11 protein-coding genes are annotated in these 13,166 nt (G+C 70.2%); 6 read left to right on the top strand and 5 right to left on the bottom strand.

The window, feature by feature from the left end:
* Positions 1-141: 141 nt before the first annotated feature.
* From ACFY0U_RS22010 to ACFY0U_RS21995, 4 genes are all read left to right on the top strand, one after another.
* Positions 142-2,106 (top strand): GTP-binding protein, encoded by a 1,965-nt coding sequence (locus tag ACFY0U_RS22010; RefSeq protein WP_388638309.1) that lies wholly within the window; start codon positions 142-144, stop codon positions 2,104-2,106.
* A gap of 93 nt (positions 2,107-2,199) precedes the next feature.
* Positions 2,200-4,050 (top strand): endoglycosylceramidase, encoded by a 1,851-nt coding sequence (locus ACFY0U_RS22005; RefSeq protein WP_388638307.1) that lies wholly within the window; start codon positions 2,200-2,202, stop codon positions 4,048-4,050.
* 61 nt (positions 4,051-4,111) lie between these two features.
* Positions 4,112-4,900 (top strand): MerR family transcriptional regulator, encoded by a 789-nt coding sequence (locus ACFY0U_RS22000; RefSeq protein WP_388638305.1) that lies wholly within the window; start codon positions 4,112-4,114, stop codon positions 4,898-4,900.
* Positions 4,897-6,105 carry a glycosyltransferase gene (locus ACFY0U_RS21995; protein ID WP_388638303.1) on the top strand — a complete coding sequence of 403 codons (1,209 nt, stop codon included), beginning with the start codon at positions 4,897-4,899 and terminating at the stop codon, positions 6,103-6,105. Before ACFY0U_RS22000 ends, ACFY0U_RS21995 begins: the two co-directional genes overlap by 4 nt.
* Positions 6,106-6,108: 3 nt before the next feature.
* Here the strand turns inward: ACFY0U_RS21995 and ACFY0U_RS21990 are convergent, their stop codons facing one another.
* The gene (locus tag ACFY0U_RS21990; protein WP_388638301.1) at positions 6,109-7,353 is read right to left on the bottom strand and encodes a YncE family protein; all 1,245 of its coding nucleotides are present in this window, start codon (positions 7,351-7,353) and stop codon (positions 6,109-6,111) included.
* Between the two features lie 178 nt (positions 7,354-7,531).
* Here ACFY0U_RS21990 and ACFY0U_RS21985 point away from each other — a divergent pair, with 178 nt between their 5' ends.
* Positions 7,532-8,194, top strand: coding sequence for a TetR/AcrR family transcriptional regulator (locus ACFY0U_RS21985; protein WP_388638299.1), 663 nt, complete (start codon positions 7,532-7,534; stop codon positions 8,192-8,194).
* Between the two features lie 18 nt (positions 8,195-8,212).
* Here the strand turns inward: ACFY0U_RS21985 and ACFY0U_RS21980 are convergent, their stop codons facing one another.
* The gene (locus ACFY0U_RS21980; RefSeq protein ID WP_388638972.1) at positions 8,213-9,442 is read right to left on the bottom strand and encodes a glycosyltransferase; all 1,230 of its coding nucleotides are present in this window, start codon (positions 9,440-9,442) and stop codon (positions 8,213-8,215) included.
* 205 nt (positions 9,443-9,647) lie between these two features.
* Between ACFY0U_RS21980 and ACFY0U_RS21975 the strand changes: the two genes are divergently transcribed.
* Positions 9,648-11,600 carry a ricin-type beta-trefoil lectin domain protein gene (locus ACFY0U_RS21975; RefSeq protein ID WP_388638298.1) on the top strand — a complete coding sequence of 651 codons (1,953 nt, stop codon included), beginning with the start codon at positions 9,648-9,650 and terminating at the stop codon, positions 11,598-11,600.
* A 74-nt stretch (positions 11,601-11,674) separates the two neighbouring features.
* Here ACFY0U_RS21975 and ACFY0U_RS21970 read toward each other — a convergent pair whose 3' ends face one another.
* The 3 genes from ACFY0U_RS21970 to ACFY0U_RS21960 form a co-directional block, all read right to left on the bottom strand.
* A complete protein-coding gene (locus ACFY0U_RS21970) occupies positions 11,675-12,133 on the bottom strand; it encodes a MarR family transcriptional regulator (RefSeq protein ID WP_388638296.1) in 459 nt (152 codons plus the stop codon).
* A 33-nt stretch (positions 12,134-12,166) separates the two neighbouring features.
* Positions 12,167-12,496 carry a hypothetical protein gene (locus tag ACFY0U_RS21965; protein WP_388638294.1) on the bottom strand — a complete coding sequence of 110 codons (330 nt, stop codon included), beginning with the start codon at positions 12,494-12,496 and terminating at the stop codon, positions 12,167-12,169.
* On the bottom strand, positions 12,493-13,166 hold a 674-nt coding region (locus ACFY0U_RS21960), incomplete at its 5' end, for a cbb3-type cytochrome c oxidase subunit I (RefSeq protein ID WP_388638292.1). The genes ACFY0U_RS21965 and ACFY0U_RS21960, both read right to left, overlap by 4 nt.

Genomic DNA, 13,166 nt, shown 5'->3' with positions numbered 1-13,166 from the left:
GTTAATTCGTTGGCGTCCGGCGTACGGGTCTGCTGCACTGCGAGGGACCGACAGGCGATCAACCGAGGAGCGCAGTAATGCGAGGAGCACGCATGTCCACCCGAGAAGGAATGACCCCCTCTTCAAAGGACATGACGCTTCGTGCACTTGCTCAACCTCGGGATTCTCGCCCACGTAGACGCCGGTAAGACCAGCCTCACCGAGCGGCTGCTGCATTCCGTCGGAGTCATCGACGAGATCGGCAGCGTCGACGCCGGCAGCACACAGACCGATTCCCTCGCGCTGGAGCGGCAGCGCGGCATCACCATCAAGTCCGCCGTCGTCTCGTTCGCGGTCGACGACGTCACCGTCAACCTCATCGACACCCCCGGCCACCCGGACTTCATCGCCGAGGTGGAGCGGGTGCTCGGTGTTCTCGACGGCGCCGTGCTGGTGGTCTCGGCCGTCGAGGGCGTCCAGGCGCAGACCCGCGTCCTGATGCGCACCCTCCAGCGGCTGGGGATCCCCACGCTGATCTTCGTCAACAAGATCGACCGCCGCGGGGCGCGGTACGACGGTGTCCTGCGCGCGCTCTCCGAGCGGCTCACGCCCGCGGTCGTCCCGATGGGGCGGGCCGTCGGGCTCGGCACCCGTGAGGCCGCGTTCGTTCCCGACCGTGTTCCCGTCGATGTCCTCGCCGACCACGACGACGAGCTGCTCGCGGCCTATGTGGAGGGGACGCTCACCCAGGACCGGGTGCGCGCGGCCCTCGTCGCCCGGACCCGGCAGGGCCTCGCGCACCCGGTGTTCTTCGGCTCCGCGGTCACCGGTGCGGGCGTGCCCGAACTCATCGCCGGGATCAAGGAGTTGCTGCCCCGCGCCGACGGTGACCCCGACGGTCCGGTCTCCGGGACCGTCTTCAAGGTCGAGCGGGGTCCGGCGGGGGAGAAGGTCGCCTACGCGCGGATGTTCTCCGGCACCCTGCGCACCCGTGACCACGTCCACTTCGGTGAGTCACAGGCCGAGGGCCGGATCACCGCGGTCAGCGTCTTCGACCACGGCACGGACATCCGCGAGGACGCGGTCCCGGCGGGGCGGATCGCCCGGCTCTGGGGTCTCGCCGAGGTGCGGATCGGCGACGCGATCGGCGAACCCCGCAAGACACACGGCCACTTCTTCGCCCCGCCGACCCTGGAGACCGTGGTCGTGCCGGGCCCGGACACGGACCGCAGGGCCCTGCACCTCGCGCTCGGCCGACTCGCCGAACAGGACCCGCTGATCGGGCTGCGCCACGACGAGGTACGCCAGGAGACCTCCGTCTCCCTGTACGGGGAGGTCCAGAAGGAGGTCATTCAAGCCACTCTGGCGGAGGAGTTCGGGCTCACCGTCGATTTCCGCGAGACGACTCCGCTGTGCATCGAAAGGCCGGCCGGGACAGGGGCGGCCGCCGAGTTCATCAAGAAGGACGCCAACCCGTTCCTCGCCACCGTCGGCCTGCGTGTCGACCCCGCTCCGGCCGGGTCGGGAGTCGCCTTCCGGCTGGAGGTGGAGCTGGGCGCCATGCCGTACGCCTTCTTCAAGGCCGTCGAGGACACCGTCCGCGAGACCCTCGGCCAGGGCCTCAACGGCTGGCAGGTCACCGACTGCACGGTCACCATGACCCACTCCGGCTACTGGCCCCGACAGAGCCACGCCCACCAGGGCTTCGACAAGAGCATGTCCAGCACCGGAGCCGACTTCCGCGGCCTCACACCGCTCGTCCTGATCGAGGCGCTGCGCAGGGCCGGGAGCCAGGTGTACGAGCCGATGCACCGCTTCCGGATCGAGGCCCCGGCGGACACTCTGGGCGCGTTGCTCCCGGTGCTGGCCGCTTCGGGCGCCGTGCCGCAGACCACGGAGACCCGTGGTGACCTGTGCGTTCTGGAGGGCGCGGTACCGGCGGCCCGGGTGCACGGGCTGGAGCAGCGGCTGCCCGGACTCACGCGCGGCGAGGGCGAGTTGGAGAGCGGGTTCGACCACTACGCGCCGGTCGTGCGCGGTGACGTGCCGAGCCGTCCGCGCACCGACCACAACCCGCTGAACCGCAAGGAGTACCTGTTGAACGTGACGCGCCGAGTGGGCGGTTGAGGTGGCTGAGAAAGAACGTGTGAAGAAAACCTGAGACTTACTCATGAGTCAGAAGTGTTGACGGTGTCCGGAAATCACCCGACTGTAGTGGACATGCCGAATATCCGGTTGCGTTTGCTGGCTGTTCTGGTTGTCCTCTTCGGATCCCTGACGGTGGCGGGTGCCGGGCCCGCCACCGCCGCCGTCCCCAACTCCCTCTGGTTCGACGGCACGGCGCTCACCGTGTCGAACGGCCGCTTCGTCGACGGCCAAGGCCGCGAGGTGGTCCTTCGTGGTTACAACGTCTCCGGCGAGACCAAGCTCGACGAGAACCACGGACTCCCCTTCGCCTCCGTGGCCGACGCCAGGAAGTCGGCGACCGCGCTGAGAGCCCTCGGCGGCGGCAACTCCGTCCGCTTCCTGCTCTCCTGGGCGTACGCCGAGCCGGTGCGCGGCCAGGTGGACACGGCCTACCTGGCCGCCGCCACCGCACAGATGGGCGCCTTCCTGGACGCGGGCATCCGCGTCTACCCCGACTTCCACCAGGACCTCTACTCCCGCCACCTCTTCGACCCGGACAGCTGGTACACCGGCGACGGCGCCCCGAAATGGGCGGTGGACCTCGGCAACTATCCGGACGAATCCTGCGGGATCTGCTTCCTCTGGGGCCAGAACATCACCCAGAACGGCGCGGTGAAGGCCGCCCAGTACGACTTCTGGCACAACGCCTACGGCCTTCAGGACTCCTTCCTCACCACGGCCCAGAAGACCATGGCGTACATCAAGCAGAACCTGTCCGCCGAGCAGTTCACGGGCGTCCTCGGCTTCGACCCCTACAACGAGCCCTACGCCGGCACCTACGACTCCGGCCAGGCCAGCCGCACCTGGGAACGCGACCTGCTGTGGCCCTTCTACGTGAAGTTCCGGGCCCGGATGGACGCGGCCGGCTGGACCGACAAGCCCGCCCTCGTCGAGCCGAACCTCTTCTGGAACGGCAACGTCAGCAAGGAGGAGGGCGGCCTCCTCGACGTGGGAACCATCGGCTCCCGGTACGTCTTCAACACCCACTTCTACGACCAGAAGGCCATCTCCGGCATCCTCATGTGGGGCAACGCCTCGGACGGCCAGTACACGACCGACTTCGGCACGGTCCGCGACCGGGCCTCGGCGCTCGGCACCACGGCCATCGTCAGCGAGTTCGGCCATCCCCTGAACGGCTCCACCGCCGGCAAGGCGCCGACCGTCCTCAAGGCGATGTACCAGGCCCTGGACTCCCGGGTGAAGGGCGCCAACTGGTGGACCGCGCCCGCCACTTCCGGCCCGGTCCTGTCCGGCTCGCAGTGGCAGTGGGACATCTACAACGGCCGCCACCACGAGCTCATGAACGGCAACCCCGACAAGGTGCTCACCACCGGCGACGCCTGGAACGACGAGGACCTGTCCGCCGTACGCCTCGACGACTCCGGTACGGCGGTGCTGCGGCAGGACGCCCGGCTCCTCGACCGGATCTACCCGAGCGCCACCTCGGGCAGCACCCTCGCCTTCACCTACGAGGACCGCTCCCGCGACGGCTCCACGACCCTGACCTGGAACCCGGTCCCCAGCAGTCTGCCGAACGTGTCCTCGCTGGTCGGCTCCGGCCAGTACTCCCTGCTGGTGTGGCGCTCGAACAGCGGCTCGGCACCGACCGAACTGCACCTCCCGGCGTCCTTCCCGAACGCCTCCACCACCGTGGTCTCCGACCTCGGCACGGCGTACGCCCCGCCGGCGTACACCTCGACCACCCCGATCGGCACGACCGCCGAACCGGGCGGCACCGGAAGCCGCCGCCTCCTGCTCACCGACACCGACAGCGGCACCCTGCACTACGCACTGGTCACCAACGGGGCCACCTCCCCCTCCGCAGCCCTGCTCAGCGCCGCCAGGTCCGAACTGGCGGCCTGGACGGCGTCGAAGTTCAGCTGACCGAGCTTGACCCTCTCCTTACGTCAGGGTTGAGGCTGGACCCCGACGAAAGGGCAGGTGAATGAGCTACTCCGTGCGGCAGGTCGCGTCCTGGGCCGGAGTGACGGTGCGCACGCTCCATCACTACGACCGGACCGGCCTGCTCACGCCCGGCACCCGCAGCCGGGCCGGGTACCGCCTCTACGACGAGACGGACCTGGCCCGGCTCCAGCAGATCCTCTTCTACCGCGAACTGGGCTTCTCCCTCGACGAGATCGCCGCCATCCTCGCGGATCCGCAAGCCAATGTCCTGGACCATCTCAGGGCCCGGCAACGGGAGTTGAGCGAGGAGATCGCCCGGCTCCAACGGCTCTCCGAGGTCGCCGAGCGGGCCATCGAGGTCCAGCAGACCGGGGTGCGGCTGACGCCCGAGGAACGCTTCGAGGTCTTCGGCGAGATCGGCTTCGACCTCAGCTATGCCACCGAACGGCAGCTGAAGTGGGCCGACTCGGAGGGGCAGCGCGCGTCGATGGCACGGGCGGCCGCGCACACCAAGGAGGACTGGCGGCGGCTCATGGCGGAGGCCGGCGAGTGGCGGACACGGCTGCTCGTGGCCTTCGACGCGGGGGAGCCGAGCGACGGCGAGGCGGCCATGGACCTCGCCGAGGAGCACCGGCAGCACATCGCCCGCTGGTTCACCGCGTGTCCGCCCGCCATGCACCGGCGGATCGCGGACGACTTCGTCGCCGACCCGCGCGCCTTCGCCCTCGTCGTCCCGCCGTCGCAGCAACGGCCCGGCCTCGCCGCCTACTTGGGCAAGGCCGTGCACGCCAACGCGGCCCGCAACGACTCCCCGGAGGACGAGAGATGAGGATCCTGATCGCCGCGGCCGGATCGCGCGGCGACGTGGCGCCGTACACGGGACTCGGCAGTGCTCTTCTGAGGGCCGGGCATGAGGTGACCCTCGCCGCACCGGACGCCTTCGCGCCCCTCGTGGCGGAGGCCGGACTGGAGTACCGCCGACTCCCGGCCCGCGCGGAGGGCGGCGGCACGGCGACCAAGCGTGAACTGATGCGCACCGCCGCCGAGTTCATCACCGAGCTCGGACGGGGTTTCGCCGAGGCGGTGGCACCGGAGACGGACCTGCTCCTGCTGTCGACGACCACGGCACCCCTCGGCTGGCACGTGTCCGAGGCCACCGGCATCCCGGCGCTCGGCGCCTACCTCGTGCCCACCGCCCCGACCGGCGACTTCCCGTCCGTGGTCACCGGAGCCCGCTCCCTGGGCCGCCTCGGCAACCGCACGGCCGGGCGCTTCGCGCTCCGCATGGCCGACCGCCTCTACACACCGGCGGTCACCGAACTCCGCCGGAACCTCGGCCTTTCCCCGCTCGCGCCCCACGCGATGCGCCGACGGCAGGAGAGGGCGGGATGGCCCGTCCTGCACGGCTTCAGCCCGGCCCTCGTGCCCCGCCCGTCCGACTGGCGGCCGGAGCTGGAGGTCGTGGGCACCTGGTGGCCGTACGTCGACCCGGCGCGGCAACTGCCCGAGGAACTGGAGGGCTTCCTCGCGGCCGGACCGCGGCCGGTGTTCATCGGGTTCGGCAGCATGGCGGCCGGGCAGGGGGAGCGGCTGAGCGAGATCGCCGTGGGGGCGCTGCGGCAGGCCGGGCTGCGCGGCATCCTGCAGACCGGCAGCGCCGGGCTCGCGGCCGACGGCGACGACGTCCTGACCGTCGGGGACGTGCCGCACGCGCTGCTGTTCCCGCGGGTCGCCGCCGTGGTCCACCACGCCGGAGCGGGCACCGCGGCGGCCGGACTGCGCGCCGGGGTGCCCGCGGTGCCCGTGCCGGTGACGGCGGACCAGCCGTTCTGGGCGGGACGGCTCGCCGCACTGGGCGCCGCGACCGTCCCGGTTCCGTTCCGGTCGCTCACGGCCGAGGTGCTCGCCGACGTGCTCGGCCGTGTCGTACGGCGGCAGGCCTACAGCCGCGCCGCGGCGATCGCCGCACAGCACTTGGCCGCCGAGGACGGGGTGGGTGAGGCGGTCAAGGCCGTGGAGCGGCTGGCCGGCTGAGGTTCAGGAGGCGGGGCTCGTCCAGTTCGCCGGGACGTGCGCCAGCCGTACCCGCTGGGGGTGGTCGCCGACCGGGACGGACACCGTCTTCCGGCCGGTGGCGAAGTCGATGGCCGTGACCTGGTCGGTGCCGCTCTCGGAGACCACGCAGAGCTTGCCGTCGCCGCTGACGGTGGCCCAGTAGGGCTTGGAGGCGGTGACGAGCGGGCCCTCCTGGAGGGTCGTGCGGTTGACGACGGTCGCGTAGTCGTCCATGGTCCCGGCGACGCACAGCTTGGTGCCGTCGGGGCTCATCGAGATGCCGTGGTGGCGGGAGTCGTTGACGTATGTGGTGCGGTCGTCGCTGGTCGCCGGGTTCTTGGGGAGGGTCTTGGTCCGGGTGATCTTGTCGGTGGCGAGGTCGTACTCGAAGAAGCCGTTGAAGAACGACACCTGGAAGTACAGCTTGGACTCGTCCGGGGAGAACACGGCCGGGCGGACCGCGTCGGAGTAGTCCGTGAGACCGAGCGCGTCCAGCTTCGGCCGCATGTCGATGACCTTGACCTGCTGGTACGTCGTGGCGTCGACGACCGTGATGCGCCGGTCGCCCTTCGTCCAGTCCAGCCACGGGGCGTCGGTGGCGGTGTTCACGTCGCCGATCGCCATGTTGTAGATGTACTTGCCGTCCTTGGTGAAGATGTTCTCGTGCGGCTTGTCGCCGGTGGCGAACTTGCCGAGCTGCTTGCCGGTGCCGATGTCGAGCACGTGCACGGTGTTCGAGGTCGAGGCGGACACCGCCACCCGGCTGCCGTCGGGGGAGACCGCCATGTGGTCCGAGCGGTAACCCGACACGGGGAAGCGCCAGTTGATGGCCCCGGTGGCCAGGTTGATCGAGACGACGTCGGCGAAGCTCGGCCGGGAGACGACGACCGACGCGCCGTCCGGCGTGGTGTACATGTCGTCCACGAACTGGTCGTGGCCCTCGCCGACGCCGTTGCGGATCGCCATGAAGTAGATCCACTTGATCGGATCGGCGTTGATCTCCGCCATCCGCGCGTCCTTGTCGGGGATGACGTTGATCCGGCCGATCTTCGCGAGATCGCCCGTGGACTTCAGGACGTCGGCGGTGCCGTCCCAGTTGTTGCCGACGAACAGCACCTCGCGCAGGGCGGCGCCGTCCGCGGCGGTGGCGGTGGTCGCCGGGGCGGTGACGGTCAGGGCGACGGCGGCGGCCAGAGCGCACAGGTGTCCGGGTCTGAAGGCAGGCATGACGGCTCTCTCCTCTGAGTGGGGTTCATGAGTAGGACATGCCAAGACGAAGCTCGTGAATCTGAACACAGACGCTTTCAGAATCAACTTACTGAAAAGTAAGGAAGGGGCGCCCTGTCCACAAGACTGCGTACACGACAAACTTGGCGAGTCGGGGGGACGATCAACGGAGGTGACAGTGGCGGGCAGGCTCAAGGCGCCGACCGGCCGCTACGGCGGCAAGACCGCCGAAGAACGGCAGGCGCTGCGGCGCGGGCGTTTCCTGGACGCCGCGCTCCAGCTGTTCGGCGACACCCCCGGCTACCGCAACACCACGGTCGCCGCGCTCAGTGAGGCCGCCGGCCTGTCGACCCGGCAGTTCTACGAGGAGTTCCGCACCCTCGAGGACGTCCTCGCCGCCCTCCACCTCCAGGTCAACGGCTGGGCCGAGGAAGCGGTCCTCGCGGCGGTGGCCGACGCGGAGTCGCTGCCGCTCGCCGAACGAGTGGCGGCGATCTTCCGTGCCTACGCCGCCAATGTCACCGGCGATCCCCGCCGCATCCGCATCACCTTCGTCGAGATCATCGGCGTCAGCCCGCGTCTGGAGGAACAGCGCCTCGCCCGCCGCGCCGGGTGGATCGACCTGCTGTGCACCGAGGCGAACGCGGCCGTCACGCGGGGGGAGGCGATGCCGCGGGACTACCGGATCCCGGCCGCGGCGTTCATCGGCGCCGTCAACGGACTGCTGCACGACTGGAGCGCGGGGTGGGTGGACGCGACGCTGGACGAGGTGGTGGAGGAGTTGGTGCGGCAGCTGCTGGCGATTCTGCGGCCGGTGGGGTGGGAGCCGACGGGAGGCTGAAGCGGTTGCGGGGGATGCCTACCCCGCGAGCCGGTTCACCGCCTCCAGTACCGGCCCGACCCCGTCCTCCTCGCGAATGCGCGCCCCCAGCGCCCGCGCCCGCTCCCGGTACCCCGGATCGCGTGTGACCCGCGTCAGCGCCGAGGCCAGTGCGTCCGTGGTGAGCCGTCGCAGTGGTACGGCACGCGGTGCCACGCCCAGCGCGACCAACCGTGCCGACCAGAAGCCCGCGTCGAACTGGACCGGTACCGGAACGGCGGGCACCCCGGCCCGCAGCCCCGCCGCGGTGGTGCCCGCGCCCGCGTGGTGGACGAGCGCCGCCATGTGCGGGAAGAGCGCCGAGTGGGCGACCTCGCCGACGGTCAGCATGTCGTCGCCGTCGGCCGCGAGCCCGCCCCAGCCCTGCTGGATCACCCCGCGCAGCCCGGCCCGGCGCAGCGCGCGCACGATGTCGGCGCTGAGCCGCTCGGGCTCCGGGACGGTCGCACTGCCCAGACCGACGAACACCGGGGGCCCGCCCGCGTCGAGGAAGTCCCGCAGCTCGGGCGGGAGTTCGGGCGTCACGTCGTACGGCCACCAGTAGCCGGTCACGTCCAGTCCCGCCCGCCAGTCGCGCGGCCGGGCCACCACCAGCGGGCTGAAGCCGTGGTGCACCGGCCACCCCTGCCGCTCCCGGGCCCGCAGCGCCGCAGTGCCGCCGACGCGGGGCATGCCCAGCCGTCCGCGCACCGCGGGGACGGTCGCGGCGAAGACCTGCTCCACGGCCAGACCCACGCCGTGCCCGGCGAGCCGGTTGCCGGCGGCTCCCCAGGAGCGGCCGCCGAGCATGGGAGGGCCGAACTCCCGTGTGGGGGCGAGGGGTTGGAGATAGGCGCCCATGCTGGGCAGCGACAGGCCCTCGGCGATCGTGTGCCCCAGCGGTGCGAGCGAACCGGACAGCAGCAGCACATCGCTGCGGCGCGCGGCCGCCAGCACGTCGTCCGCCATCTCCTGGGCCAGGGTCCGCGCCATGCGCACCACCCGCAGCAGCTTTCCGGCGCCCGTCGCACTGTCGTGCAGCGCCCGCCCGCGTGCGGACTCCAGCTCCGCCCGGGGATCGAGCGGCAGGGCGTGGAACCCGAGCCCCGACCCGGCCACCAGCGGCTCGAAGGAGCCGTGCGTGACCAGGGTGACCTCGTGTCCGGCCCGCACCAGGCCGTGCCCCAGTCCGGTGAACGGGGCGACGTCGCCCCTCGATCCCGCCGTCATGATCGCTACGCGCACGACGGTCAGTATGGCGCGGTGGCGGCCCCTGGCGGGCGAACGACCCGTGGGGTGCGGCGACTTCACGCCTGTCACATCCGTTGACTTCGCTCTCCCGGGGCTCTACTTTCGGCGCGCGATGTGTTCGGTTCGCCGATCCATGTTCGAAATATCGACATCGTGAGTGTTCCTCACCGCACGAAGGAGCCGCATGTACCCCCCACCGCGTTTCGTGGGCCGCGTCAGAGCCGCAGCCGTACGCGCACTGGTCCTCGCCCTGACAGCCACCGCCGCTCTGCTGTTCGCCCAGCCGAACCAGGCGCAGGCGGCGACGAGCCGTCAGATAGCGGTGCCCACCGCCCCGATGGGCTGGGCCTCGTGGAACAGCTTCGCCGCCGTCATCGACTACAACGTGATCAAGCAGCAGGTCGACGCGTTCGTGGCGGCCGGCCTGCCGGAGGCGGGCTACGACTACATCAACATCGACGAAGGCTGGTGGCAGGGCACCCGTGACAGTGCCGGCAACATCACCGTCGACGAGGCGGAGTGGCCCGGTGGCATGAAGGCCATCGCCGACTACATCCACAGCAAGGGGCTCAAGGCCGGTATCTACACCGACGCCGGCAGGGACGGCTGCGGCTACTACTTCCCGACCGGCCGCCCGGCCGCGCCCGGCTCCGGCAGCGAGGGCCACTACGAGCAGGACATGCTCCAGTTCTCGCGGTGGGGCTTCGACTTCGTCAAGGTCGACTGGTGCGGCGGCGACGTCGAGGGCCTCGACGCGAAGAGCACGTACCAGGCGATCAGCGACGCGGTCGCCGCGGCCACCGCCACCACGGGCCGCCCGCTCACGCTGTCGATCTGCAACTGGGGCAAGCAGAACCCCTGGAACTGGGCCACCGGCCAGGGCGAGATGTGGCGGACCAACACCGACATCATCTACTGGGGCAACCAGCCCTCCATGAGCAGTCTGCTGACCAACTACGACACCAATCTGCACCCCACGGCCCAGCACACCGGCTACTACAACGACCCCGACATGCTGATGGTCGGCATGGACGGCTTCACCGCCGCCCAGAACCGCACCCACATGAACCTCTGGGCGGTCTCCGGCGCCCCGCTCCTCGCCGGCAACAACCTCGCCACCATGACCACCGAGACCGCGAACATCCTCAAGAACCCCGAGGTCATCGCCGTCGACCAGGACCCGCGCGGCCTCCAGGGCGTCGAGGTCGCCGAGGACACCACCGGACTCCAGGTGTACGGCAAGGTCCTGTCCGGCGCCGGCAACCGCGCCGTCGTCCTCCTCAACCGCACCTCCGCCGCCCAGAACATCACCGTCCGCTGGTCCGACCTCGGCCTGACCAACGCCAACGCGACCGTCCGTGACCTGTGGACGCGGCAGAACATCGGCTCGTTCGGCACGAGTTACACCACCAGCGTCCCGGCGGGCGGCTCGGTGATGCTCACGGTCAAGGGCGGCACGGAGGCCGCGAGCAGCACCTACACCGGCACGTCGAGCTTCTCCGGCGTGGTCGCCGGGAGCACCGGCCTGAAGACCGTCGACGTCGCCTACACCAACAACACCTCGACCGCCCGCAAGGCCACCCTCAAGGTCAACGGCCAGGGCACCACGGCGGTCTCCTTCCCGCCGACCGGCTCCAGCCAGGGCACGATCAGCGTCCAGGTCGCCCTCTCCAAGGGCTCCTCGAACACACTGACCTTCACGGGCGCCCCGACCCTCGCCGACATCACGGTGCGGCCGCTGCCCGGCGCCAACGGCAACCTGGTCGTCGGCACCCAGTCGAGCCGCTGCCTCGACATCAACGACAACACCATCACCAACGGCATCCAGGCCCAGCTCTGGGACTGCAACGGCGGTCAGAACCAGGCCTGGACGTACACCTCCCGCAAGGAACTCGTGGTGTACGGCAACAAGTGCCTCGACGCCTACAACCTCGGCACGACCAATGGCACCAAGGTCGTGATCTGGGACTGCAACGGCCAGAACAACCAGAAGTGGAACGTCAACACGGACGGCACCCTCACCAACGTCCACTCCGGCCTCTGCCTGGACGCCTACAACAACCAGACGGCCAACGGCAGCCAGCTGGTGCTGTGGTCCTGCGGCACCGGCACCAACCAGAAGTGGACGCTGAACTAGCGGAGGCGAACCACCCCGCGCGGGCGAGGCTGTGTCCACCGCAGCCTCGCCCTTCCGCCGCGGCCGCGAGCCGTTCAGTCGGGGAGATCGCCCTCGCCGCCGAGGTTCGCGACCATCCGGCGCAGGACATCGACCGTCACCGCGTAGTCGGCCGGATCGATTCCGTCGTGCGTCCGCTCGTGGACCCGCAGATTGCGCTCCCGGGCACGGGCACGTCCCTCTTCGCCCGCCGCGGTGAGCCGCATGCCGTCGGGCCCCTCCGTCAGCCAGCCGCGGGCGACCAGGTCGTCGAAGACGCCGTCGAAGTCCGTGCCCTGGTCGTCGTAGGGAGTCAGCCGCTCGACGAGCGCCGCACGGGTCCACCGTCCCGGATGACCGGCGGCGTGGTTGAGCGTCCACCAGTGGGGCTGCGTCAGGTTCTCCACCGCCAGCTGGGCGCGGATGCCTCCCACCACCCGGCGGTACACCTCACCGCTCCACGCCCCGATCGGCTGGGCGGCCAGTTCCTCCTGCGAGTACTCCTTGATCGCCATGTGCCGACCGTAGAACCTCAACTGCGCTGGAGGTCAAGGCCGGAGCAGCGGGAGGAGCCACACCACCAGGACAGCGACGAGCCCGGCACAGCCCAGCAGGCAGCCGGCCAGCAGTCGGCGTCGCAGCTCGTGGTACCTCGCCTCGTACTCCTCCCGCAGCCGCCCGGCACGCGTCGAGGTGCGTTGCCAGGAGTCGCGGGCGAGTGAGAGGTACTCCGCCTCGAACCGCCGCTCCACCTCGGCCCGTTGGGTGTCTGTGAGCCAGTGCAGCGGCGCGGTGAAGCGCTCGGCGGCCGTGCGGCCCTCCTCGCGCGTGGCGGCGAGCAGCAGATGGCCCTCGACATCACTGAGGAACTTGCTCACAGAGCGGTCAACTCCCTCTGCTGCTCGGCGGGGTGGTGCAGATCGAACGCCGGGGACTCGCTGCGGATCCGCGGCAGGGCCACGAAGTTGTGGCGCGGGGGCGGGCAGGAGGTCGCCCACTCGAGCGAGCGGCCGTAGCCCCACGGGTCGTCGGTCTCGATCTTCTCGCCGTACTTGGCCGCCTTCCACACGTTGTAGAAGAAGGGCAGCAGCGACGCGCCGAGCACGAACGAGAAGACGCTCGACAACGTGTTGAGCGGGGTGAGGCCCTCCACCGCGAGATAGTCCGGAATCCGGCGCTGCATACCGTTCACGCCGAGCCAGTGCTGGACCAGGAACGTGCCGTGGAAGCCGATGAACAGCGTCCAGAAGGTCATCTTGCCGAGGCGCTCGTCGAGCATCTTGCCGGTGAACTTGGGCCACCAGAAGTGGAAGCCGGAGAACATCGCGAAAACGACGGTGCCGAAGATGACGTAGTGGAAATGGGCGACCACGAAGTAGGTGTCGGAGGTCGGGAAGTCGAGCGGCGGCGAAGCGAGCATCACGCCGGTCAGGCCGCCGAAGACGAACGTGACCAGGAAGCCGGTGGCCCAGAGCATCGGTGTCTCGAAGGACAGCGAGCCCTTCCACATCGTTCCGATCCAGTTGAAGAACTTCACGCCCGTCGGCA

It is taken from the genome of Streptomyces sp. NPDC001536 (genome assembly GCF_042894505.1).
GTDB lineage: Bacteria > Actinomycetota > Actinomycetes > Streptomycetales > Streptomycetaceae > Streptomyces.
Note: the sequence above shows the minus strand (reverse complement) of the source record. Positions and strands in the feature narration are given on the sequence as shown.

What these genes read in the sequence shown, in the direction of transcription:
- ACFY0U_RS22000 (WP_388638305.1), top strand. Translation starts at nt 4,112, where the DNA reads ATGAGCTACTCCGTGCGGCAGGTCGCGTCCTGGGCCGGAGTGACGGTG.
- ACFY0U_RS21995 (WP_388638303.1), top strand. Translation starts at nt 4,897, where the DNA reads ATGAGGATCCTGATCGCCGCGGCCGGATCGCGCGGCGACGTGGCGCCG.
- ACFY0U_RS21975 (WP_388638298.1), top strand. Translation starts at nt 9,648, where the DNA reads ATGTACCCCCCACCGCGTTTCGTGGGCCGCGTCAGAGCCGCAGCCGTA.
- ACFY0U_RS22005 (WP_388638307.1), top strand. Translation starts at nt 2,200, where the DNA reads ATGCCGAATATCCGGTTGCGTTTGCTGGCTGTTCTGGTTGTCCTCTTC.
- ACFY0U_RS21970 (WP_388638296.1), bottom strand. Translation starts at nt 12,133, where the DNA reads ATGGCGATCAAGGAGTACTCGCAGGAGGAACTGGCCGCCCAGCCGATC.
- ACFY0U_RS21990 (WP_388638301.1), bottom strand. Translation starts at nt 7,353, where the DNA reads ATGCCTGCCTTCAGACCCGGACACCTGTGCGCTCTGGCCGCCGCCGTC.
- ACFY0U_RS21980 (WP_388638972.1), bottom strand. Translation starts at nt 9,442, where the DNA reads ATGACGGCGGGATCGAGGGGCGACGTCGCCCCGTTCACCGGACTGGGG.